22 protein-coding genes and 1 pseudogene are annotated in these 23,355 nt (G+C 73.7%); 16 read left to right on the top strand and 7 right to left on the bottom strand.

What is annotated here, in order from left to right; genetic code table 11:
* Positions 1–13: 13 nt before the first annotated feature.
* Positions 14–1,276 carry an ATP-grasp domain-containing protein gene (locus LPU43_RS13975; RefSeq protein WP_229400827.1) on the bottom strand — a complete coding sequence of 421 codons (1,263 nt, stop codon included), beginning with the start codon at positions 1,274–1,276 and terminating at the stop codon, positions 14–16.
* A gap of 318 nt (positions 1,277–1,594) precedes the next feature.
* Between LPU43_RS13975 and LPU43_RS13970 the strand changes: the two genes are divergently transcribed.
* The 3 genes from LPU43_RS13970 to LPU43_RS13960 are packed head-to-tail and all read left to right on the top strand — an operon-like array spanning position 1,595 to position 5,579.
* Positions 1,595–2,815: a Rieske 2Fe-2S domain-containing protein gene (locus LPU43_RS13970; protein WP_229400826.1), complete on the top strand. Its 1,221-nt coding sequence runs from the start codon at positions 1,595–1,597 to the stop codon at positions 2,813–2,815.
* The gene (locus LPU43_RS13965) at positions 2,812–4,446 is read left to right on the top strand and encodes an FAD-dependent oxidoreductase (RefSeq protein ID WP_229400825.1); all 1,635 of its coding nucleotides are present in this window, start codon (positions 2,812–2,814) and stop codon (positions 4,444–4,446) included. The genes LPU43_RS13970 and LPU43_RS13965 overlap by 4 nt, the downstream gene beginning before the upstream one ends.
* A 17-nt stretch (positions 4,447–4,463) precedes the next feature.
* The gene (locus tag LPU43_RS13960) at positions 4,464–5,579 is read left to right on the top strand and encodes an NAD(P)/FAD-dependent oxidoreductase (protein ID WP_229400824.1); all 1,116 of its coding nucleotides are present in this window, start codon (positions 4,464–4,466) and stop codon (positions 5,577–5,579) included.
* Here the strand turns inward: LPU43_RS13960 and LPU43_RS13955 are convergent.
* Positions 5,569–6,756: an amidohydrolase family protein gene (locus LPU43_RS13955; protein ID WP_229400823.1), complete on the bottom strand. Its 1,188-nt coding sequence runs from the start codon at positions 6,754–6,756 to the stop codon at positions 5,569–5,571. The genes LPU43_RS13960 and LPU43_RS13955 overlap by 11 nt on opposite strands.
* Before the next feature lie 125 nt (positions 6,757–6,881).
* Between LPU43_RS13955 and LPU43_RS13950 the strand changes: the two genes are divergently transcribed.
* The 13 genes and pseudogenes from LPU43_RS13950 to murI all read left to right on the top strand — a co-directional run.
* Entirely contained in the window at positions 6,882–7,850 is a 969-nt protein-coding gene (locus LPU43_RS13950) for a phosphoribosylaminoimidazolesuccinocarboxamide synthase (protein ID WP_229400822.1), read from the top strand.
* A complete protein-coding gene (locus LPU43_RS13945; RefSeq protein WP_229400821.1) occupies positions 7,847–8,854 on the top strand; it encodes a beta-ribofuranosylaminobenzene 5'-phosphate synthase family protein in 1,008 nt (335 codons plus the stop codon). Before LPU43_RS13950 ends, LPU43_RS13945 begins: the two co-directional genes overlap by 4 nt.
* A 12-nt stretch (positions 8,855–8,866) precedes the next feature.
* Entirely contained in the window at positions 8,867–10,297 is a 1,431-nt protein-coding gene (gene purB / locus LPU43_RS13940) for an adenylosuccinate lyase (RefSeq protein WP_229400820.1), read from the top strand.
* 86 nt (positions 10,298–10,383) lie between these two features.
* Positions 10,384–10,941 (top strand): NUDIX hydrolase, encoded by a 558-nt coding sequence (locus tag LPU43_RS13935; RefSeq protein ID WP_229400819.1) that lies wholly within the window; start codon positions 10,384–10,386, stop codon positions 10,939–10,941.
* A gap of 26 nt (positions 10,942–10,967) precedes the next feature.
* A complete protein-coding gene (locus tag LPU43_RS13930) occupies positions 10,968–11,678 on the top strand; it encodes a phosphoribosylaminoimidazolesuccinocarboxamide synthase (RefSeq protein ID WP_229400818.1) in 711 nt (236 codons plus the stop codon).
* Entirely contained in the window at positions 11,671–12,360 is a 690-nt protein-coding gene (locus tag LPU43_RS13925; protein WP_229400817.1) for an SDR family oxidoreductase, read from the top strand. The genes LPU43_RS13930 and LPU43_RS13925 overlap by 8 nt, the downstream gene beginning before the upstream one ends.
* A 19-nt stretch (positions 12,361–12,379) precedes the next feature.
* Positions 12,380–12,751: a hypothetical protein gene (locus LPU43_RS13920; protein WP_229400816.1), complete on the top strand. Its 372-nt coding sequence runs from the start codon at positions 12,380–12,382 to the stop codon at positions 12,749–12,751.
* On the top strand, positions 12,752–13,933 hold the full coding sequence (locus tag LPU43_RS13915; RefSeq protein WP_229400815.1) for an MFS transporter: 1,182 nt from the start codon (positions 12,752–12,754) through the stop codon (positions 13,931–13,933).
* Positions 13,933–14,751 carry an HAD-IIB family hydrolase gene (locus LPU43_RS13910; RefSeq protein WP_229400814.1) on the top strand — a complete coding sequence of 273 codons (819 nt, stop codon included), beginning with the start codon at positions 13,933–13,935 and terminating at the stop codon, positions 14,749–14,751. The genes LPU43_RS13915 and LPU43_RS13910 overlap by 1 nt, the downstream gene beginning before the upstream one ends.
* 13 nt (positions 14,752–14,764) lie before the next feature.
* Positions 14,765–16,642 (top strand): prolyl oligopeptidase family serine peptidase, encoded by a 1,878-nt coding sequence (locus LPU43_RS13905; RefSeq protein WP_229400813.1) that lies wholly within the window; start codon positions 14,765–14,767, stop codon positions 16,640–16,642.
* 65 nt (positions 16,643–16,707) lie between these two features.
* Complete coding sequence (gene hisG / locus LPU43_RS13900) at positions 16,708–17,361, top strand: ATP phosphoribosyltransferase (protein WP_229400812.1); 654 nt, start codon at positions 16,708–16,710, stop codon at positions 17,359–17,361.
* Between the two features lie 41 nt (positions 17,362–17,402).
* Entirely contained in the window at positions 17,403–18,098 is a 696-nt protein-coding gene (locus LPU43_RS13895) for an HAD family hydrolase (RefSeq protein WP_229400811.1), read from the top strand.
* A 27-nt stretch (positions 18,099–18,125) separates the two neighbouring features.
* Positions 18,126–19,020: pseudogene (murI, locus tag LPU43_RS13890) on the top strand (glutamate racemase); the annotation flags it as partial.
* Here the strand turns inward: murI and LPU43_RS13885 are convergent.
* The 5 genes from LPU43_RS13885 to LPU43_RS13865 form a co-directional block, all read right to left on the bottom strand.
* Positions 18,964–19,503 (bottom strand): flavin reductase family protein, encoded by a 540-nt coding sequence (locus LPU43_RS13885; protein ID WP_229400809.1) that lies wholly within the window; start codon positions 19,501–19,503, stop codon positions 18,964–18,966. The pseudogene murI and the gene LPU43_RS13885 overlap by 57 nt on opposite strands.
* 35 nt (positions 19,504–19,538) lie before the next feature.
* Positions 19,539–20,900, bottom strand: a complete 1,362-nt coding sequence (locus LPU43_RS13880) for an NtaA/DmoA family FMN-dependent monooxygenase (RefSeq protein WP_229400808.1) — start codon at positions 20,898–20,900, stop codon at positions 19,539–19,541.
* A 6-nt stretch (positions 20,901–20,906) separates the two neighbouring features.
* The gene (locus LPU43_RS13875; protein ID WP_229400807.1) at positions 20,907–21,920 is read right to left on the bottom strand and encodes an LLM class flavin-dependent oxidoreductase; all 1,014 of its coding nucleotides are present in this window, start codon (positions 21,918–21,920) and stop codon (positions 20,907–20,909) included.
* Between the two features lie 274 nt (positions 21,921–22,194).
* Positions 22,195–22,668, bottom strand: a complete 474-nt coding sequence (locus tag LPU43_RS13870) for a hypothetical protein (protein WP_229400806.1) — start codon at positions 22,666–22,668, stop codon at positions 22,195–22,197.
* Between the two features lie 133 nt (positions 22,669–22,801).
* Complete coding sequence (locus LPU43_RS13865; protein ID WP_229400805.1) at positions 22,802–23,254, bottom strand: lamin tail domain-containing protein; 453 nt, start codon at positions 23,252–23,254, stop codon at positions 22,802–22,804.
* Between the last annotated feature and the right edge of the window lie 101 nt (positions 23,255–23,355).

Below are 23,355 nucleotides of genomic sequence, written 5' to 3'. Positions count from 1 at the left end.
CTCCCGCCCGCTGTCACGCCGGGGTGCTCTCGGCCACGGTGACCCGCGCCGAGACGGCGCCGTCCACCGTCGACAGCAGGGCGTCGAGGCCCACCCGGTCGACGTGCCGCGCGCACACGGCGGCGACCCGCTGGAGGCCGAAGCTCTCGGGTGGCAACGTCACCTCGGTGCCCGCCGGGTGCTCGAAGAAGACGTACGGGTAGCCGGGGTCGGCGCAGACGGTTTCGATCCCGTCCAGCCCCTCGAACCGGCCCGGCCGTTCGGCGAGCACGAAGCGCAGGGCGACGTGCAGGTCGCGGTCCGGCTCCAGGTCGAGCGGGGCGCCGACGGCGACGCGGACGACGTTGGCGAAGTAGTCGACGCCGCAGCTCAGCGGGATCAGGTGGGAGGCGATGTAGTCGCCCGCCGGGCGGGCCGCCACCTCGATGAACTTCATCCCCCGCCGCCCCCACTTGGCTTCGAGGTGGAAGGCGCAGTTGTCGAAGCCCAGGGCGGTGACGATCCGCACGGTGGTGGCCTTGGCCTCCGCGAGCGCATCGGCGGGCAGCGTGCTGGGCATGGTGTGTTGCAGTTCGAGGTGGTACGGCACGCTGGTCACCTTGTCCGTCACCATGACCACGTGCACCTCGCCGCCGGCGACCAGACCCTCGACGCTGAACTCGTCGCCCTCCAGATACTCCTCGACGATGAATTCCGCACCGAACTGTCGGAACACGGCGTCGAACTGCGGTCTGGTGATCTTTTCGAGCTGCCCGATCGCCGCTTCTAGATCGCCTTCCTCGCGTAACTCGAAAATCCCCTTGGACCCGGAGGCGCCGGTCGGCTTGACGACGGCGGGAAAGCCGATCTCGCGCACCGCGTCCCGCAATTCCGAAAGGGTGCGCACCCGGCGGTAACCGGGCAGAACGTCGCCGCATCCCTGGAGGCCCTGCTTCATCCGGTATTTGTTCCGGGCCCTGAGGGCGGCCTCCGCGGTCATGCCGGGCAGGCCCAGTTCGGCCGCGATGGCGGCGACGAGTTGGACGTCGATCTCGGTGAAGCTGGGCACGCCGACGAAGTCGTACCGACCGGCCAGTTCCCGGGCCGAGGCCAGCGCCTTCGCCGTGTCGTACGTGTCGACCTGACAAAAGTCGCTGACGAGCGGCGCCGCGAACGCCGGCAGCGAGCGGCCCAGCAGGACGACGTCGTAGCCGAGCCGGCGCGCGGCCAGGAGGGACTCCAGCCCCTCCCTCTCGATGCGCCGCAGGTTGACGAACAGGAGCTTCGGTCTTTCCACCAGATCCCCCGCGAATTGTTCATCGGTCTGTCGAATAGTGCTCGCGTGGTCGATAGAAGTTAACGATTCTTCCCGGACCGACGGCTACGGTGCTCCATTGCGGAGGCCGTCAGCAATAGCGGATCAACAGCGCCGCACCAGCCGCGTGCATACCGGGTCGACCCAACACTGGAGAAATTTCAACATAGATCACCTCCTATGTCAAGGACGGTATCCGCCGCATTGCTCCTGTCACAATCGACCGACCCGCATCGTCTATCGGAGGGAGCTCTCGACACGGCGGAGGCATCCCGCGCCGCAACTGACGGAGGCCAGGCAGTGACCACCAGAAAAGTGAATGATCAGTTCACCCGGGTGGGCCCCGGGACACCGATGGGCCGACTCCTGCGGGAGTACTGGATGCCCGTCATGCGCGCCGCACGGCTGGCCGAGCCGGGTGGCGCGCCCCTGGCGGTCGAGCTACTCGGCGAGAGGTTCGTCGTCTTCCGCGCCGACGACGGCCGCCTCGGCTGCTTCGCCGAGGCGTGCCCGCACCGGGGCGCCTCCCTGACGCTGGCCCGCAACGAGGACTGCGCGCTGCGCTGCATCTACCACGGCTGGAAGTTCTCGGTCACGGGCGAGGTCCTGGAGACCCCCTCGGAGCCCGCCGAGCTGACCAGGTTCGCCTCCCGGGTGAAGCTCCGGCATCACCCGGTGCTGGAGTCCGGTGGCGTGATCTGGGTCTGGATCGGCGGCACCGGCCGGGCCGCCCCGCCGCCACCGGCCTTCACCTTCACCAAGCTGCCCCCGGAGCAGGTCTTCGGCCTCGTGGCCGTCGTCGAGTGCAACTGGTTGCAGGGCCTGGAGGCCGACATCGACTCGGCGCACGTCTCGCTGCTGCACGAGACCGAGGCGCGGGCGGGCGCGCTGCGCGACCTGCTCGACGACCGGGCGCCCCGCGACGAGATCGACGAGCAGCCGTACGGCCTGCGCTTCGCCTCCGTCCGGACGCTGGCCTCCGGCGACGCGCTGGTCCGCGTGAAGCCGTTCGCGATGCCCTGGTACACGGTGGTGCCCGAGTTGCCCAGCGGCGACCGGCTCTGGCACGCCTGGGTGCCGATCGACGACCACCGCACCATCATGTGGTACCTCTGGTACAACGAGGAGCGCCCGGTCGACCCGACCGTCTTCGCCGACCAGTTCGGCCTGGACCTCGACGCCCTCGACCCGGACAACATCCGGGCGGGGTTCACCCGGGAGAACAACTGGGGTCAGGACCGCCGCGAGATGCGGGAGAACCGGAGCTTCTCGGGCATCCGGGGGCTGGTGATGCAGGACATCGCCGTGCAGGAGAGCATGGGCCCCGTCGTCGACCGGACCAGGGAGAACCCCGGCCGCAGCGACACGGGCATCGTCGCGACCCGCCGGTACCTGCTCGACGCGCTCAGGCGACACGGGCGCGGCGAGACCCCGCCGGGGCTGGGCCCGGAGGCCGACTACGCCCTGGTCCGCTCCGCCGAGATCACGGTGGCCCCGGGCGTCGACTGGCGCACGGCATGACCACCCCGGACGTGGCGGAGGAGTCCGACGTCGTCGTGATCGGCTCCGGCGGGGCCGGTCTCCTGGCCGCCTGCGTGGCCGCCGACGCGGGCGGCTCCGTGACGGTGGTCGAGAGCACCGACCGGCTCGGCGGCACCACGGCCGTCTCCGGCGGCATGATCTGGGCGCCCGGAAACCCGTTCATGGCGGAGCTGGGGCAGACCGACACCCGGGCCGACGCGCTGCGCTACCTGGATCGGGTGACCGAGGGCGCGGTGCCGCGCGAGGCGATCGAGCTGTTCCTCGACACCGTCGCGGAGACGGTCGACTACCTGGTGACGCGGACACCGCTGCGGCTGTCGCCGATCGACCGGCCGGACTACCACAGCGAGTGGCCCGGCGCCCGGGTGGCCGGGCGCACCCTGGACGTGGTGCCGTTCCCGACCGCCGACCGCCCGGGACTGCGGGACCGCGTGCGGGCCGGCGCGCACTTCGCCGCCACCATGACCTACGACGAGCGGCACCGGTGGCGGTGGCCCGGCACCCGCGACGAGGAGCTGCTGGCCCGCCGCGAGCGCGACGGGGCGCTCGCCGTCGGGGCCGGCCTGGTCGCCGCGCTCGTCGCCGCCGCCGACGACCGGGGGGTGCGGTTCCGCACCGGCACGCGGGCCGCGTCGCTGGCGGTCGAGGGCGGCCGGGTCGCCGGCGTACACGTCGATCTGCCGACCGGCCCCGCGCTGCTGCGCGCCCGCCGGGGCGTGGTCCTGGCCTGCGGCGGCTTCGAATGGAACGACCGGCTCAAGCGGGCGTTCCTGCGCGAGCCCGGCACGGTCGCCGTGAGCCCGCCCGGCAACCGGGGCGACGGCCTGGTGATGGCCATGAGCCTGGGCGCCGCCGTGGACTCGATGGCCGAGGGCTGGTGGGTGCCGGTGGTCTCCGACCCCGACGAGACGTACGAGGGTGCCCCGCTCTACCGCCATCTCGTCGGCGAGCGCTGCCTACCCGGCTCGATCGTCGTCGACGGGCGCGGTCGCCGGTTCGTCAACGAGGCGGTCAACTACAACGACGTCACCCGGGCGCTGCACGCCTTCGACCCCACGGCGCACCGGCACGCCCACGCGCCGGCGTGGCTGGTCTTCGACGAGACCTTCCGCCGCCGGTATCCGGTGGGCGCCGCGCAGCCGCACCGGCCGGCGCCCGCCTGGTTCCTGCGCGGCGAGTCCCTCGCCGCTCTCGCGAAGACGGCGGGCATCGACCCGGGCGGCCTGGAGGAGACGGTGGCCGCCTTCAACGGGCACGCCCGCCTCGGGGTGGACCCCGACTTCGGCCGGGGCTCGTCGGCGCACGACCGCTACTACGGCGACCAGCGCCGGCCCGGCAACCCGTGCCTGGCCCCGCTGGAGGAGCCGCCCTTCTACGCGGTCGAGCTGCGCTCCGGCATGCTCGGGACCAGGGGCGGGCTGCGCACCGCGCCGTCCGGGGAGGTGCTGCGGCACGACGGGACGGCGATCGCCGGCCTGTACGCCTGCGGCAACGTGGCGGCCGGGCCGATGGGCCCCGGCTATCCCGGCTCGGGCGGCACGCTGGCGCCGGCGCTGGCCGGCGGCTACCGGTGTGGGCGCTCGCTGCGCGCGACGGCGGAAGCGCGATGAACGGCGGCGGAACCGCGATGAACGTCGTCGTCGTGGGCGCCGGGGCGATCGGCACCTGCACCGCCTACCGGCTCGCCCGCCAGGGCGCGGCGGTGACGTTGGTGGACGCGCAGGACCCCGGCCGGTCCCTGTCGGCGCACTCCTTCGCCTGGGTGAACGCGGTGGACGACGGGTCGACGCCGTACTTCGCGCTGTCCCGGGAGTCGCTCGCCGCGCACCGGCGGCTCGCCGACGAGGTGCCGGGGCGGCAGTGGTACCGGCCCACCGGGAACCTGGCCTGGGCGGGCTCCCCCGAGGGCGCGGGGAGCCTGCTCGCCGCCGCCGAGTCGTACCGGTCGAAGGGGTATCCGGCCGAGGTCCTCACCGGACCGCAGGCCCGCGCCCTCGAACCCGCCCTGCGGCTCGACGACCGGGCCGGCCCGGTCGTCCTCTACCCGGAGGACGCCCACCTGCACCCGGACCGCTTCCTCGCGGAGGTGCAGGCCGCCGGCCGCCGGCAGGGAGTACGGCTGGTGCTCGGTGACGCCGCCGTCGCGGTCGAGGACCGCACGGTGCGGCTCGCCTCGGGCGTGCGGCTGCGCGGCGACGTGGTGGTCTGCTGCGCCGGGCGGGGCACCGGCCCGCTCCTCGCCTCCGCCGGGCACGCGGTGCCGCTGGTCGAGCCGGACGACCCGGCGGTCACGACGCGGGGTCTGCTGGTGCGGACCTCGCCGGTGCCCGGCGACGCGACCGTGCGCCGCGTCCTGCACGCGCCGGGGCTCAGCGTCCGGCCGCACCACGGCCGGCGCCTGGTGCTGCACAGCCACGACGTCGACCACACGCTGCCGGCGGACGTGCCGACGGCGGCGGAGGCGGTACTGGGCCGGCTGGCGGCCGTGGTGCCGGCCGCGGCGGGGGTCACGGTCGAGTCGGCCTTCGTGGGCGTACGGCCGATGCCGGTGGACGGCCACAGCGTCGTCGGCTGGCTGCCCGGCTCCGACCGGCTCTACGTCGTGGTCACGCACAGCGGCGTCACGCTCGCGCCGGTGCTCGCCGAGATCGTCACCCGGGAGGTGACCGGGGCCCGGCACGAGCTGGCGGAGGCCTTCCGGCCGCACCGGTTCGCCCCGGCCGACGGCCCGCTCAGTGGGTGACCGGCCGCCGGGCGACGAGCGTCGCCTGACGCCGCGCCTTCGGCGTGTTCCTGCTGGTCAGGGCGCGCACCTCGGCGTCGGTGACGACGGCGCTGATGCCCGGTACGTCGCCGTTGCGCATCGCCCCGGCGGCGTCGGTCGCGACGCCGCCGAGCGGCGCGTCCAGCACGACCAGGTCGGCGTCCGCGCCGCTCTGGACGCGGCCCGCGGACAGCCCCCACGCCCGCGCGACGTTGCCGGTCGCCAGCGCCCAGGACACCGCCGGCTCCAGCGGCGCGAGCGCGGACAGCTCCACGACGGTCTTGAGGACCGCCAGCGGCATGACGCCGAAGCCCGACGGGGTGTCCGAGCCCACCACGACGCGGTGCAGCGCGCCGGTCGCCTCCGCGCGCCGCACCAGGCGCAGGCCGGAGCGCAGGTTGCCGGCCTGCACCACCTGGAGCACCATCCGGGTGTCGTACAGCAGCCGGTCGACGTCGGCGTCGGGCATGGCGGTGGGGCCGCCGTTGGCGTGGCCGCAGACGTGCGGGTCGAGCGCCATGATCTCGGCGGCCCGAAGTGCCGCCGAGCCGGCGGCGCTGACCCCACCGGCATGGCACATCACCAGCAGGCCGCAGGACTTGGCGAGCCGGATCTGCTCCACCGCGTCGAGCGGGTCCGGGTACGCCCCGAAGCCGAACTTCGCCAGCCACACCCCGCAGCGGACGAGATGGCGGAAGTCCTCCTCGGTCAGCGTCGGCTCCAACAGCACGTTGCCCGCGTGCACGCGCATTCCGCCCGGCCGGATGTTCTCGAAGACGGTCCGGGCCGTCACGGCCAATGCCTTCACCGCCTCGCGGTCGCGGGCGCGGCCCGGAACGTGCACCTCGCCGGCCGAGATCATCCGGGTGACCCCGCCGTGCACGTAGCTTTCGAGAAAGTCGACCGCCTTCTGCCGGGGCGTGTAGTCGCCGATCGTGACGTGACCGTGCGAGTCGATGAGGCCGGGCGCCACCGTCGCGCCGTCCACGTCCAGGACCTGGTCAGCGTTGGTGATCTCCGCCGCGAGGTCGGCGGCGGAACCGATCGCCGCGATTGCGCCGTCCCGGCAGAGGACGGTGTCGGCGCCGCTGATCAGCGGCTTTTCCATGATGCCGGAGAACAGCGTTCCGATGCGGGTGACGGCAAGCGTGGACACGGTGCCCCTCTCTGGTTCACCACTGCTTACCGAATAGACGTCGATCTGTCCACCTTGTCACACGGGGAGGGCCTCGATCGTCTTTCTGGTTACCCTTGTTGATGCCGATACCCGGGGGGACGACCGTGAAGCAATGGTCCACGAAGGACCTGCACGTCATCAGGCCCGCCGCCGACGGTCGGGCCGGCGACGCGGTGCTGACCTTCACCGACCGGTACTCGGTCTTCGACCACGGCGTCATGCCGGACCTGGTGCCCGGCAAGGGCCGCGCCTCGTGCGCCATGGCGGTGCGCTCGTTCGCGCTGCTCGAACGGGCCGGGGTCGCGACGCACTTCGTCGAGCAGGTCGCCGACGACGCGATCCGCATCCGGCTGCTCGACCTGGACCTCGACGGGCCCGGGCAGACCGGGCCGGCCCAGCTCATCCCGCTACAGGTCGTCTACCGGCGTCAGCTCCGCCCGGAATCGTCGGTGCACCGCCGGGTGGCCGCCGGTGACCTCGACCCGGCGTCGATCCCGCCGGTCGAGCCGGGGACCGGCCGGCTGGAGTCGGTGATGGTGGAGTTCACCAGCAAGTTCGAGGAGACCGACAGGTTCCTCGACACGGCGGAGGCGGCCCGGGTGGGCCGGGTCGCGCCGGAGGACCTCACGGGCCTCACCGAGCGGGCCCGCCGGGTCTGCACGGTGGTCGACGAGCACTGCGCCACCGTGGGGCTGACGCTGGTGGACGGCAAGGCCGAGTACGGGTTCGACGAGCGTCGCGGCCTGATGCTGGTGGACCACGCCGGCACGCCGGACGAGAACCGCTTCTACCTCGACGACACGCCGGTCTGCAAGGAGTTGCTGCGGGCTCTGCACCCGGGGCTGCGCGAGCGGGTGCAGGGGTGGGTGCGCGAGGGCCTGCCCCGCTCGCGGTGGCCGCGCCCCGAGCCGCTCGACCCCGAGTTGGTGGCTGCGGTGGCCGAGGTGTACGCCGCCCTCGCGCAGCTCTGGGTGGCCGGCACGCCGGCCGCACGCGATCGGCTCTCCGCCGCCGTCGAGACCTACCGGGCCGGCTGCGCCGCCGCCGCACCGGCGCGGGAGGAACTCCGGTGACCGGCCACACCGTGCAGGTCAGCGGTCCGGCCCGGCTGAGCTTCACGCTCATCAACCTGGACGCGGCGTCCCTGCGGCGCAACGGCATCGCCGCGATGGCGGTGCGGCGGCCGGGCCTGACCGTGCGAGTGCGGCCGAGCGACGACGGCACGTCGCGGGTGCTCGGCGTCGAGCCGGAGACCACGGCGGACCTGGCGGCAGCGCTCGCCACGCTGGAGAAGCTGTGGGAGGGCCCGCCGGCCACGGTCACCGTCAGCCGCCCGCTGCCGCAGCACTGCGGCTTCGGGTCGAAGACGGTCAGCCTGCTGGCCGTCGGCCGGGCGTACGGGGCCCTGTGCGGGCAGGAACCGGCCCTGCCGCAACTGTCCGAGCTCCTCGGCCGGGGTCGGACGTCGGGGGCGAGCACCGGGCTCGCCGAGTTCGGGGGCTTCCTGGTCGACGGCGGCCACCGCAACCCGGCCGACTTCGCCGCCTCCCCGGCGACGTACCTGCGACCGAGCCGGTTCGCCCAGCCCGTGCCGGTGCCCAAGCCGGTCGTCAGGCTGCCCTTCCCGCCCTGGCCGGTGCTCGTGCTGATGACCAACGGGCGCCACCTCGGCGGCGCCGAGGAGCTGGCCTGGTTCCAGCGGGTCACCCCGATCCCGCAGGAGCAGGCGCAGCGCACCGCCCAACTGGTCTTCATGGGGCTGGCCCCCGCCGTGGCGGAGCGCGACTACGACGCGTTCTGCGACGCGGTCAACGAGATCACCTTCACCGGTCACTTCAAGCGCGAACAGATCGCGTTCCAGGGGCGGGCCGTCGAGGACGTGCTCACCGCCGGGCGCGCCAGCACCGCGATCGACGCCATCGCGCTCAGCGTGACCGGGCCGGCCTGCTTCGCCTTCACCCGCGCCCCGGAGGCCGCGCGGGAGTGGGCGCAGTCGCTGGTGCGGCGCGGCCTGCTCCGCGACTTCTGGTTCACCAACGCCGACAACCGTGGCCTGACCCTCGACTACGTCCCCTGATGATGAGGAAGCATGTCTGACAAGCTCGCCGTACCCAACGTCCTGGCCGAGCGGTACGCCTCCGCCGAGATGGTCGGGCTGTGGGCGACGGAGCACAAGATCGTCCTGGAGCGCCGGCTGTGGCTGGCGGTGCTGGCGGCACAGGCGGACCTCGGCGTCGCCGTGCCGGCCGGCGTGGTGGAGCGGTACCGCGCGGTCGCCGACCACATCGACCTGGCGGCGATCAAGGATCGCGAGCGGGTCACCCGGCACGACGTCAAGGCCCGGATCGAGGAGTTCAACCGGCTCGCCGGCCACGAGCACATCCACAAGGGGATGACCTCCCGCGACCTGACCGAGAACGTCGAGCAGATGCAGGTCCGCGACAGCCTCCGGCTGCTGCGCGGTCGCTGCGTCGCCGTGCTGGCCCGGCTGGGTCGGCTCGCCACGGAGCATAGCGACACGGTGATGGCGGCGCGCACCCACAACGTCCCCGCGCAGCCCACCACGCTCGGCAAGCGGTTCGCCGGGGTGGCCGAGGAGCTGCTGCTGGGGGTGCGCAGGCTGGACGACCTGCTCGCCGCGTACCCGATCCGGGGGATCAAGGGGCCGGTGGGCACCGGGCAGGACGTGCTCGACCTCTTCGACGGCGACCACGAGCGGCTCGCCCGGTTGAACGACCGGGTCGCCGAGCACCTGGGCTTCACGCGGGTGATGACCAGCGTCGGGCAGGTCTATCCGCGCTCGCTGGACTGGGAGGTGCTCAGCCTGCTGGTCCAGCTCGCCGCCGGGCCCTCGTCCCTGGCCACGTCGCTGCGGCTGATGGCCGGCCACGACCTGGTCACGGAGGGGTTCGCCGAGGGTCAGGTCGGGTCGTCGGCGATGCCGCACAAGATGAACATGCGTTCCTGCGAGCGGATCAACGGCCTGATGCTGGTGCTGCGCGGCTACGCGGCGATGGCCGGGGAGCTGGCCGGCAGCCAGTGGAACGAGGGCGACGTCTCCTGCTCCGTGGTGCGTCGGGTGGCGCTGCCGGACGCGTTCTTCACCCTCGACGGGATGCTCGAAACGCTGCTGACGGTGCTGGACGAGTTCCGCGCCTTCCCCGCTGTGATCGAGGCCGAGCTGGAGCGCTACCTGCCCTTCCTGGCCACCACCCGGATGCTGATGGCCGCGGTGCGCGCCGGCCAGGGGCGCGAGACCGCCCACGAGATCATCAAGGAGCACGCGGTGCGGTGCAGCGACCGGCTGCGCGCGGGGGGCGGGGAGCACGGCCTGCTCGACGCGCTGGGCTCCGACGAACGGTTCCCGCTCGACCGCGCCGCGCTGGAGGCGCTCCTCGCCGACCGGCTGGTGTTCACCGGCGCGGCCGGGGCGCAGGTCACCGAGGTCGTGAAGCGGATCGGGGCGGAGGTCGAGGCCCACCCGGACGCGGCCCGTTACCGGCCGGGTCCGTTGCTGTGAGCGAACGGGTGCGTTGGAGCGCCGGAATCTCCGCCGAGTCGATACGGTCATGTGCTCCGACACCTTTGTCCCTTGAGGAGTGACACATGCACCACACCGCTCCGGCGCCGATCGCGGCGCTCCTCGCCGGGTACCGGCCGAGGACCCCCGTGGAGATCTCGGACGTGGAACGGATCTCGCGCCTCGTCGCGGCCGGCGACCCGTGGTCCCGGGAGCTGCCGCTGCACGTCACCGCCTCGGCGCTGGTGGTCCACCCGCCGACGCGCCGGGTGCTGCTGCGCTGGCACGTGCGCATGGGGGCGTGGCTCCAGATCGGCGGGCACGGCGACCCCGGCGAGCAGGACCCGGTCGAGGTCGTCCTGCGCGAGGGACGGGAGGAGACCCACCTCGACGACCTGGTGTGCTGGCCGGACGCCACGGTGCGGCAGGTCGTGGTCCTGCCCGTGCCGGCCGGCCCGCACGAGCCCGCCCACGAACACGCCGACCTGCGTTTCGTGCTGGCCACCGGGACGCCGGAGCGGGCCCGGCCCGAGAAGCCGGCCGCCGAGCTGCGCTGGCTGAGCCTGCCCGAGGCGCACGCCCTCACCACCGAACCGAACCTGCGCGAGTTCCTCGTGCGCGTGGAGGAGCTGCTCGACCAGTAAGGCCGACCCTCGAAGGAGACAACGCCGTGTCCACTCCGACCCTGCCGACCGGCCGACCCGACATCACCGGAAGAAGCAAGAAGGTCTGGCTCGTGGAGCCGGACCGCTGCGTCGTCGAGATGATCCCCTCGCTGCGGAGCTTCACCCACGACCGCGACGAGTTGATGGACGGCACGGCCGAGCTCCGGCTGGACTTCTTCGAGTACGTCTCCGGCGTGCTCGCCGAGGCCGGCGTGCACACGGTGTTCCGGGAGCGGCTCGGGCCGATCACCTACCTGGCCGACTACCGCCCGGCGGTGCCGTTCGAGGTGATCGTGAAGAACCGGGCGACCGGGTCGACGATGCGCAAGTATCCGGGCCTGTTCGAGGAGGGGCACGCCTTCGAGCCGCCGGTCGTGAAGTTCGACTACCGCACCGACCCGGAGGACCAGCCGATCGGGGAGGACTACCTGCGTGTCACGGGGGTGGACGTCGAGGCGTACCGGCGGCTGGCCCTGGAGTGCAACGCCGTGCTGCGCGGCCTGCTGGCCCCGCTGGACCTGTGGGACTTCTGCCTGGTCGTCGCGCCCGACGAGCGGCACGGGTTGGTGATCAACTCCGAGATCTCGCCGGACTGCATGCGGCTGCGGCGCGCCGACGGCGAGCCGTACGACAAGGACCTCTTCCGCCGGGGGGCGTCGCGGGAGCAGATCATCGAGCGCTGGACCGAGCTGATGCGGCTGGTGCGTCGTGGCTGACCGGCTCGCCCTGGTGACGGGCACGAACCGGGGCACCGGACGGGCCATCCGCTCCCGGCTGATCGCCGACGGATTCACCGTACGCTGCCTCAACCGCACCTCCTGCGCGGACCACACCGACCCGCTGCTGGTCGACTTCCGGGACGGCGACGCCGTGCAGCGGGCCACCCTGGCCGCGCTCGACGACGTCGACCGGCTGGACCTGCTCGTGCTGAACGCCGTCGCCCGTGGCTTCGGCCGGCTGGCCGAGTTGTCCCCCACGGACTGGGACGAGGCGGTCGCCGTCAACCTGACCTCGGTCTTCCGGACGACCCAGGCGGCGCTGCCGAAGCTGCGCGCCGCCGGCGGCCACATCGTCATCATGGGCTCGCACGCCGGCGTGCGGCCGTTCGAGGAGGGCGTGGCGTACAGCGCCACCAAGGCGGCGCTGCGGATGGTCGCCGAGATCCTGCTGATGGAGGAGCGGCAGCACGGCGTACGGACGACGCTGCTGAACCCGGGGGCGATCCGCAACTTCGACGACGACCTGGCCGAGACGAAGATGAGCGTCGAGTCGGTCGCCTCGGTGGTCTCGTGGGCCGTCGCCACCCCGCCGGACGTGGTGCTCGGCGAGGTCGAGCTGCGCCCCGCCCTGCTGGACCCTCCGCCGGTGACCGGCCTGGACCGGTTGCAGTACGTATGAGCCACGAGGACGCGGCCTCATGACGCTGCCCGCCCCCACCGCGGTCTGGCAGGAGGAGACCCGGCAACTGCGGGTCGTCCTGTCCGGCGACGCCGACCGGCGGACGACGCGGACGGTGACGCTGTCGCTGCTGTGCTGGGTGAACTTCGACAGCGCCGGCGACGTGTGCGCCGTGGACGTCCACGACCTCCCGCCGGAGCTGACCGACGTCATCTCCAACTACACCGGGACCGACATCGTCGGCCGCACGTTGCTCAACGACGGCTGGCTGTGGATCCCGCTCTCCGGCAACTCCACCCATCGGCGGCACACCGGTGTCGCCGACATCGACATGGCCCTCGACGAGGAGGGCCTCACCGCGCTGACGGTGCACTTCCGAACGGAAACGTAATTGAACTATCTCGACCTGTTACGCCAGTCCTCCGTCGCCCGGCTGCTGCTGGCGGCGGTCGTCGGACGCCTACCCACCTCGATGGTCGCGCTGGCCCTGACCCTGACGCTGCGCGAGCACGGGGTCGAGTTCCGGTTCATCGGTGTGGCCCTCGCGGTGCTCACCGTGTCCCAGGCGGTCGGCGGCCCGGCCCTGAGCCGGCTCGTCGACCGCAGCGGCCAGACCGCCGTGCTGGCCGGTGCCGCGCTGGTCTCCTCGGCCGGCGTGGTCACCGCCGCGTTGCAGCCCGGCAACCGCGCCGTCGTGCTGGCCGGCATGGCGGTCGCCGGGTTCGCCACGCCACCGCTGGAGCCGTGCCTGCGGGCGCTCTGGCCCGGCCTGGTCGGGCAGGAGAACCTGCAACGCGCCTACTCGCTGGACTCGGTGGGGCAGGAGGTCATCTTCGTGACCGGCCCGATGCTGGTCGCCGTGACGGTGGCGGTGTGGTCGCCCGCGGCGGCGCTGGTGCTGACGGCCGTGCTCTGCCTGCTGGGCACCGCGGTCTTCGCGTCCTCCGCGCCGTCGCGGCGGTGGCGCGGGGTGCCGGCCAACGCCGGGCTGCTCGGCCCGCTGCGCAGCCCGCTGCTCGTGCTGCTGCTGCTGGGCGTGGCCGGCACGGTGGTGCCGATCGGCGCGCTCAGCATCGTCATGGTGTCCTACGCCGAGCAGCACACCGTCTGGGGCGGCGCCAGCGTGCTGCTGGCCGTCTCCGCCCTCGGCGCGCTGACCGGCGCGCTGACCATGGGCAGCGTCGAGTGGAAGACCCCGGCCACCACCCGGGTCATCGTGTTCAGCGCCTGCCTCGGCGGGGCCTACCTGCTGACCGCCACGCTGGCGCCGGTGTGGGTCATGGCGGTGATCGTGTTCGTCGCGGGGTTCTTCCTGCCGCCGCTGCTGGTGATCGCGTTCTCGCTGATCGACGAGCTGGCCCCGCCCGGGACGATCGTGGAGGCGTTCGCCTGGCTGGTCACCATGTTCGCGGTCGGGTCCAGCTCCGGCTCGGCCATCGCCGGCGCGGTGCAGGACGTCTCCGGCACGCGGGAGGCCGCCGCGCTCACCGCCGGCCTGGCGTTCGTCGGCACGGCGCTGCTCGTGCTGTTCCGCCGCGTCCACGCGGCGCGCGACCGGGTTCCGGTGGGCTGATGCCACGGCGGCTGCTCGGGCTGGATCTCGACGGGACGCTGCTCGATCCCGAGGGCGCGGTGACGCCCCGGGTGGCGGAAGCGCTCCGGCGGGCGGTCGGGGCGGGGATCACCGTCGCGGTCCTCACCGCGCGCCCCGCCCGGGACGTTCCCGCCGAGGTGCGCGACCTGATTCCGGGCGCCGCCTACTGGGCGTACAGCAACGGGGCGCTCGTGCAGGCGCCGGGCGACGCGCGACCGCACCGGCTGGCCGGCCTCGCGCCGCACACCGTGCAACGGTTGCTGCGCGAGCTGACCGCGATCGACCCGGACTGGACCTTCGCGGCCGACCTGGCCGACGCCACCGTGGCCCGGGTGCCGTTCCCGGTCCGGGAGACCCGGCCCTGGAACAACGTGCGGCACGTGGCGGAGCTGACGCTGACCGAACCGGCCTCCAAGATCCTGGTACGCACCGGGGGCGCCGTCGGCCCCGCCGAGGTGGCCCGGGTCCAGGAGGCGATCCGGGACCAGGGCGACGCCACCGCCTCCGGCGGCTGGTACGTCGAGGTCAATCCGCCCGGCGCCGGCAAGGCCCCCGCCCTGCGCTGGGTCGCCGCCGCGGCCGGGGTGGCGATGCACCTGGTCACGGCGGCGGGCGACGGCCTGAACGACCTGCCCATGCTGGCCGCCGCGGGGCGGTCCGCGGCACCGGCGAACGCGGCCGAGACCGTGCGCGCCGCCGTCGACCACCTGCTGCCGGGCAACGACGAGGACGCCGTCGCCGTCCTCGTCGACCTGCTGCTGGCCGAGGACGGGACCCGGGCCGCGCCGACCGACTGAAGGGAGCCGACACATGCCGATCCGCGCCCCGTACGGTAGCTGGCCGTCAGGCTGGCGGGCGGCCGACGCGTCCGGCGGGCAGGCGGTCGTGGACTGGGTGGGTTTCGCCGGCCACGAGGTGTGGTGGGTCGCCGCCGATCCGGGCGACGGCCGCAACCACCTCGTACGCCGGGGCGCGGACGGTCGGCCGGAGGACGTGCTGCCGGGCGGCTGGGACGTGCGTACCGCGTTCATGGAGTACGGCGGGCGGCCCTGGGCGGCCCTCGGCAGCGGCGGCGCGGTCTTCGTCAACTGGTCGGACCAGCGGGTCTACCGCTGGACCCCGGGCGGAGCCGTGCGCGCGGTGAGCCCGCCCTCGGACCGGCACCGGTACTGCGACTTCGCCGTCCGGGGCGACGAGGTGTGGTGCGTGCGGGAGACGATCGACGGCGGCGTCCGGCGTGAACTGGTCGCGCTGAGGTCGGACGGGTCGGCGCCGGCGCGGGTGCTCGCCGCCACCCACGACTTCCTCTCCGGCCCGCGCATCGCCCCGGACGCCACCCGCGTCGCCTGGCTGGGCTGGGACCACCCGCACCTGCCGTGGACCCGGACCGCCGTCATGGTCGCCGACATCGACGCGCACGGCGCGTTGGTCGGCACGCGCCGGCTGGCGACCGGGGCCGACGAGTCAGTGACCCAGGTCGAGTGGACGGCCGACGGGTCGGCGCTGCTGGTGGTGAGCGACCGGAGCGGCTGGTGGAACGTCCACGAGGTCGGCCCGGACGGGCGGTGGCGGGCCCGGTGCCCGCGCGCCGAGGAGTTCGGCGAGGCCCTGTGGCGGGTCGGCGCGAGCACCTGCGCCGCTCTCGCCGGGGGCGGCGTCGCGGTGGCGCACGGCACCGGCCTCCGTCGGCTGGGCCTGCTCGACGCCGGCGGCGACCTGGTCGACGTGGACGCCGACTTCACGGACTGGCGGTCGGTGGTCGGCGACGGCCGACGGGTGGCGGCCGTGGCCGCCGGGCCACGGCGGTCGCGCTCGGTCGTGCTCGTCGAGCACGGGCGGGCCCGGGTGCTCTGGTCCAGCCCGGGGGACCTGGCGGCCTACGCCTCCGTGCCGCTGCTGCGCACCTACCGGGGCGTCCCCGCGCACGTGTACGAGCCGTACCACCCGGGGTACGCCGGCCTGCCGGGCGAGCTGCCGCCGTACATCGTCCAGGCGCACGGCGGCCCGACCAGCCGGGGCCTGCCGGTGGCCGACGCGGTGACCACGTACTTCACCAGCCGGGGGATCGGCGTGGTCGACGTGCAGTACGGCGGCTCCACCGGTTACGGGCGCGCCTACCGGGACCGGCTCCGGCACCGCTGGGGCGAGGTCGACGCCCGGGACTGCGCGACCGTCGCCCGTGGCCTGATCGCAGAGGGCCGGGCCGACCCGGGCCGGATCGCATTCCGGGGCGCCAGCGCCGGTGGATGGACCGCGCTGCGGTCGCTGATCGACGAACCGGACCTCTACCGCGCGGCCGTGGCCTACTACCCCGTGCTGGACGCGCGGTCCTGGGCGACGTCGACGCACGACTTCGAGTCCCGGTACGCGGACTGGCTGATCGGCCCGTGGCCGCGCGAGCGCGACCGGTACGAGGCCCGCTCCCCCGCCGCCGCCGCGAGCCGGATCCGCACGCCGCTGCTGCTGTTGCAGGGCGCCCGGGACGCCATCTGCGTGCCGGACCAGGCGGACCTGCTCGCCGAGCGCCTGGCCGACGCCTCCGTGCCGGTGCGCTACCTGCGCTTCCGGGAGGAGGGGCACGGGTTCCGGCACGCCGAGACCCTGGCCAGGTGCCTGGACGCCGAGCTCGACCTGTACGCCACGGCGTTGCGGCTCTCCGCCGCCGGCCGGGGGGTCGCCCCGGGGTGACCGCGCCGGCCACCGGAGACGCCGACCGTGCCGGGTGCCGGCGGCACGACGAGGGAGTTGATGAGATGACCAGGACGTTGCGCATCGCGGTGCCGAACAAGGGCAGCCTCGCGCCGGGCAGCCGGCAACTGTTCACAGCGGCGGGATTCGACCTGAGCGGAGTCCGCGACCGGCTCTTCTGCACCGACCACGACAACGACGTCGACTTCCTGTCCCTGCGGGCCCGGGACATCCCCACGATGATCGCGCAGGGCTACGTCGACGCCGGCATCACCGGGCGCGACCTGGTGGCGGACTCCGGCCACGAGCTGAGCGAGCTGCTGGGGCTCGGCTTCGGCCGCTCGACCGTGCGCGTCGCCGTGCCCTACGACGCCGGTGACAGCGTGCGGGCCCTGCACGGCAAGCGGGTCGCCACCGCGTTGCCGTCGCTGACCGCGCGGCACCTCGCCGAGCTGGGCGTACGGGCGACGGTGGTGACGATGAGCGGCGCGGTGGAGGCCGCCGTGCACCTCGGTGTGGCGGATGCCGTCGTGGACATCGTCCAGTCCGGGCGCACGCTGGCGGCGCACGGCCTCCAGGCCATCGGCGCGCCGCTGGTGGTCTCCGAGGCGGTGCTGGTCGCGGTGCCGACGGCGGCCGGTTCGCCGGCGCTCCGGCAGCTCGCCGAGCGCCTGGAAAAGGCGCTTTCCGCGCGGGGCGCCGTCGGCGTCGTCGGATGATAGAGTCCCCCCGCCCTGCACCGGAGAGAAGGGGAGAATGCGTGCGAAAGCGCGACGGCCAAACGCTGATCTTCGATGCCGACGACACCCTGTGGGAGAACAACGTCCTCTTCGAGAACGTCATCGAGTCGTTCATCGAATGGCTCGCCCATCCGACCCTGGACCGGGCCCAGGTGCGGGCGATCCTGGACGAGATCGAGGCCGCCAACGCGGTCACCCACGGGTACGGCAGCGCCATGTTCCTGCGCAGCCTCCACGATTGTTTCGAGCGACTCCGCGAGCGGCCGGGCACGCCGCAGGAGCAGCGGGAGATCGAGGGGCTGGCGCGGGCGCTCCTCGACCGCGAGGTGGAGCTGATCCCCGGCGTCGCCGAGACGCTCGCCGAGTTGCAGACCCGGCACCACCTGCTGCTCTTCACCAAGGGGCACGCGGAGGAACAACGGCACAAGTACGAGGCGTCCGGCCTGCAACGGTTCTTCGCCGCCGTGCACATCGTCGAGGAGAAGCGGACCGCCGACTACCTGCGGCTCATCGCCGAGAACGATCTCGATCCCGGCAACACCTGGATGATCGGCAATTCCCCGAAGTCCGACATCGTCCCCGCCCGGCAGGCCGGGATGAACGCCGTCTTCATCCCCAACGACAACACCTGGGTGCTGGAGCACGAGGTCCTCGACCCGACGGACGGGAAGGTGCTCTCCCTCGCCCGCTTCCCCGACCTGCTCCAGCATTTCTGACCCGCCACCGGCCACCGGGAGAATGGCGTGACCGACGCGCCGATTGGCATCTTCGATTCGGGTGTCGGCGGTCTCACCGTCGCCCGGGCACTCGCCGACCAGCTACCCGGCGAGAACATCGTCTACCTCGGTGACACGGCCAACGTCCCGTACGGCCCCAAGCCGATAGCCGAGGTGCGCCGGCACGCCCTCGCCTGCCTGGACCAGCTCATGGACGCGGGCGTGAAGCTGCTCGTGATCGCGTGCAACAGCGCCGCCGCAGCGTGCCTGCACGACGCCCGGGAGCGGTATCCCGTACCGGTCGTGGAGGTGATCCGGCCGGCGGTGCAGCGCGCCGTCGCGGCCACCCGCAACGGGCGGGTCGGCGTCATCGGCACCCACGCCACCATCAGCAGCGGGGCGTACGAGGACGCCTTCGCCGCCGCCCCGCACATCACCGTCACCGGGGTCGCCTGTGCCCAGTTCGTCGAGTTCGTCGAGCGGGGCATCACCTCCGGCCCGGCGCTGCACAGCATCGCCCAGGGCTACCTGGCGCCGTTGCGCGCCATCGGCATCGACACGCTGGTCCTCGGCTGCACGCACTACCCGCTGCTGGCGGGCCTGCTGAGCCTGGTGATGGGTGACGGCGTCACGCTGGTGTCGAGCGCCGACGAGGCGGCCAAGAAGGTCTACCGGCTGCTGAGCGAGGGTGTGGTGGCGCGCCGCGCGGACGACGGGGGCCGGCCGACGCGGCACCGGTTCATCGCCACCGGCGACCCGGCCCCGTTCGAGCGGCTGACGTCCCGCTTCCTGGGGCCGGTCGCGGCCCGGGTGGAGACCCTGGGGCCCGCCCCCGTCGACGCGCCGGCCACACCGGGGGCCCGGCTCAGGTGAGGCGCACCAGCCGCTGGAATCCCCGGTTCCACCAGGCCAGCGGCTCCCCCGTCGCCTGCCGGGACGAGAGCACCCGGCCCAGCACGATGGTGTGGTCGCCGCCGTCCCGGAGACCGTCGACGGCGCAGAAGATCCGGGACAGCGCGACCGGAAGGGACGGCGTCCCGGTCTCCGAGTCCTCGATCTCCACGTCGCGGAACTTGTCGGCCCGGTGCGACCCGAACCGCAGGGCGAGGTCCGTGCCGTCCGCGCCCATCACGTTGACGCAGAAGTGCGTGGCCGCGACGAGGAGGTCGTGCGACCCCGCCTTGCGGTCGGCGCAGACGAGCAGGAGCGGCGGGTCGAGGGAGAGGGAGACCACGGCGCTGGCGGTGAAGCCGAACGGCGCGCCGAGGGCGTCCCGGGCGGTGACGACCGTCACCGGCGCCACCAGCGTGGACATCGCCGCACGGAAGCCGGCGTCGTCGATCGCTCGGACGGAGGCGTCGTCGACCGCTCGGACGGAGACTGCGGGATGAGCCTGTTCGGGCATGGGGCGTCCATCCTTGGGGTCGGTGCGGTCCGAGGCTAGGCCGACCGGCGGGGCGGCACCGCCAGGCCGAGATGCTCGCGCAGGGTCGTGCCCTGGTAGTCCTTGCGGAACAGCCCGCGCCGTTGCAGCTCGGGCACCACCAGGTCGACGAAGTCGGTGACCGAGCCGGGCACGGAGCTGGGATAGATGTTGAAGCCGTCGGCGAGCCGCTCCTCGAACCACTCCTGGATCATGTCGGCGACCTCGTACGGGTCCCCGACGACGGTGTGCGAGAGCTGGGTCGGGGTGGCGTACACCAGATCGCCGTAGGTGATCCGGTGCGGTCCGGTCGCGGTGCGCCGGGTGAGCCGGGTGATCTCGGCGAGCCGCCGTCGCCCCTCCTCGGACACCGCCGCCAGCGTCTCGGCCGGCACCTGGGCGGTCAGGTCGCAGCCGCGCAGGTCCACCCCGAACAGCCGGGACGCGGAGGTGCGGCTGAGCCGGTAGCCCTCCCCGATGCCGCCGGCCCGCACCAGCTCGCCGACCTCCTCCTCGGGGGCGAGCACCAGCAGCGAGTTCAGCTCGTCGTAGCGCGCCACGGCCTCCTCGGTGGTGGGCGCGACGACGGGCGTGAGCCCGGGCAGGACGGTGACCTGGTCGGCCCGTCCGTAGCGGGCCGCCCGCGCCTTGATGTCGGCGTAGAACTCCCGGCGCGCCGCCAGCGTGGGCTGCGGGCCGGCGAACACCATGTCCGCCTCACGGGCGCCGAGGTCGCGGGACCGGTCGGAGGTGCCGGCGCTGAGCAGCACCACCTGGCCCTGCGGCGGGGCGCCCACGTCGAGCGGGCCGTCGACCGAGAAGTACGTCCCCCGGTGGTGGATCGGCCGCCCTCCGCGGCCGTCGGGTCCCGGCGCGTTGTCCCAGAGCGCGCGGACGACCCGCAGGGTCTCCTCGGCCCAGTCGTACCGCTTCCCGGTGTCCCAGTGCGCGTCCCGGCCGAAGTTCAGCGCCGCCGCCGCGTCGGCGCCGGTCACCAGGTTCCAGGCGGTACGGCCGCCGTCGAGGTGATCCAGCGAGGCCAGCAGACGCGCGATGCTGTACGGGTCCGAATAGGTCGGGTTCGCGGTCACCACGATCCCGACGTGCGAGGTGGCGGCGGCGATCGCGGCGGCGGTGGTGAACGGTTCCAGGCGCGAGATCTGCGCCGGGTTGCTGTGTTGCAGGGCCGGGTCGGTGGCCAGCCGGTCGCCGAGGAAGACGAAGTCGAGCTTCGCCCGCTCGGCGGCCTGGCTGACCTCCTGGATCAGCCTGATGTCGTAGGCCGCGTCGGCCCGCGCGTCGGGGTGGCGCCACCCGGCGGCGTGCGTCCCGGTGGCCCAGAACATCAGTCCGAGGTGCAGCGTGCGCTGGACGGACATGGCTGCCTAGCTCCTCTCCACGGCGGTGGCCGTCTGGACGGCCAGCCGGTTCGCCGCCCGGGGCAGGCCCAACCGGTCGCGCAGGGTGCCCGCCCCGTCGGGACGGACCCGGCGCAGTCGGGGCAGGACCTCGTCGGTGAACACGGCGACCTGCGACGGGTCCCGGAACCGCAGGGTGAGGCCGGTGACCGAGCCGGCCCAGCTCGACAACTGCCCGACGACCTCGTCCGGGTCGCCCACGACCACCGCCCGCTCGTGGTCGCTGCGTGGGGCACCGGCACGGGCGTGCAGCTCGGCGGCGTGCGCGCCGGTGCGGCCCACGAACGGCACGACGGCGAGGACCCGGGGCCGGCCAGCGTCCCCGGACTCCGGGTCACCGACGGTCAGCACGTCGGCGGTGGACGCGACCGGCGCGTCGGCCGCCGAGGCGAAGACCACCGGATGCCCCTGTGGCGGGCGGGCCACGTTCAGCGGCCCCCGCACGCGCAGCGCCGGGCCGGCGTGGTCGATGGCGTGGATGCGGCTGCCGTCGATGAACCGGCCGCTCGCCTTGTCGGGCACGAAGGCGCCGTCCTCCCAGCTGTCCCAGAGGTCACGGACGACTCCCACGAACTCGGCGGCCCGGGCCTCGCGGTGCGCTGCCGGGTCGACGCCCTCGCGCCGGTGGTTGGCGTCGGCGAGGTCGTCCGGGCCGGTGACGACCTGCCAGCCGGCCCGGCCGGCGCTGACGTGGTCCAGCGAGGCGACCATGCGGGCCAGGTGGTACGGCTCGTGATAGGCCGTCGAGCCGGTCGTCACCAGCCCGATCCGGCTCGTCTGCGCCGCGATCCAGGGTGCGACGACCGCTGCGGCGGGCGGGCCGGCGGAGTCGGTGGCCGTCGCCGGCCGGTCGGGGAACACGAGATAGTCCACGCCGGCGGCCTCGGCGGCCCGGGCGGTGGCCACCAGGACGCCCGGCGGCCCGGTCAGGCCGGCGCCCTGGAGTTCGTAGCCGATCGCGAGGCCCGCGTCGCCGGTCATCGGCGCCTCGACGAGCTGCCGGACGGGTTCTCCCCGGACGAGTGCTGCACGGTCTCTCCTCCGCTCGCTGCTGGGCGGTCGGTGCCGTGGCGAAGGCGTCGGACGGCGAGCGGGCGCGGCCACCCCCGGGCCGGGACGGTCCCGGCCCGGTGCGGCGTCCCCGCCGGGGGCGGCCGGGTCGACGGCCCGGCCCGTCCGGTCCTGGCTCACGGGCGATCCACCAGTGATGACGATCGACGGGCCCCCGGTGTGACAGGTCGGCCGCGTCGCCCGGTCAGTCGTGCAGCTCGGTGCGCCGGATCTCGGCGAACGCGGCGGTCAGCCAGCCGTCGAGCGGCCGGTCGGTGCCGGCCAGCAGGTCGGCGAGGAGCAGCGGCGCGTGCCGGGCCAGCGCCGCCGGGTCGGGCGGGGTGGCGTCCTCGTCCGGGTCGTACACGCCGAGCGCGCCGGCCAGCAGCACCAGGACGACGTGCGGGTCGACGTCCGCGCGCCAGGTCGCCGCGCCCCGCACGCACGCTTCGAGCACCTGCCGGACGTCGTCGCCGTCCAGCCCGTCCGGGTGGGTTTCCTCCAGCAGCAGGCGGACCACCACGCCGAGGACCAGGCCGGAGCGGTCCGCGCCGGCGAGCCGCAGGACCGCCTCGTCGTACGCCTGCGGGTCGCGCGCCCGGGCGGCGGCCACGGCGTCGGTGGCCGACCGGGCGATCTCGCGGGCCGGCGCGGGCAGGTGGTGCCAGGTCGTGGTCATCGCGACCAGGATGGCAGACGCGGCGAGGCCACCCACACCCTCGGGGTACGACCGCACCCGGGCCGGCGTCGGGCGGTCGACTCCCCCCTCAGACAGTCGACCGCCCCGCCGCACCCGGAAACCTCCGCCTGCGTCAGCAGTTGGTGTAGCCGCCGCCCTTCCCCCACGAGCAGGAGTCGATCTGCTTGCCCGCGGAGTCGCGCAGGTACGCGGTGTCGCCGGTGTTGTTCCAGATGTACGCGCCCGACCCCCAGTAGCGGTCGGTGGACTTGTTGGTGCCCTTTCCGGTGTGCAGGTAAACACTGGCCCCGGCGGCGAGCCGGAAGTCGGTGAACTTGTAGACGTGACTCGCCTTGTCACGCACCGTCCACGACTTGAGGTTGACGGCCGAGGAGCGGCGGTTGGTCAGCTTCACGTACTCGGCGTTCAGGCTGCTGTTCGACCGGTTGTCGGTGCCCGGCGAGTCGTAGTACACCTTCGTGATCTCCACAGCCGGGGTCGCGGCCCACGCGGGGCCCGGCACGGCGAGCGAGCCGGCCACGGCGGCGATGGCCAGGGCGATGCCGGTCAGCCTCTTGTTCAACACAATCCCTCACCTGCTGAAGGCCGGCCCCCACGGGGGTGCCGGCGTGGAACGTGAGCCGAGGTTAGCGGTACCCGGCAACCACTGTGGACGGACGGATGCCC

The sequence above is a fragment of the Micromonospora okii genome (assembly GCF_020884795.1).
In the GTDB taxonomy this organism is placed as follows: domain Bacteria; phylum Actinomycetota; class Actinomycetes; order Mycobacteriales; family Micromonosporaceae; genus Micromonospora; species Micromonospora okii.
Note: the sequence above shows the minus strand (reverse complement) of the source record. Positions and strands in the feature narration are given on the sequence as shown.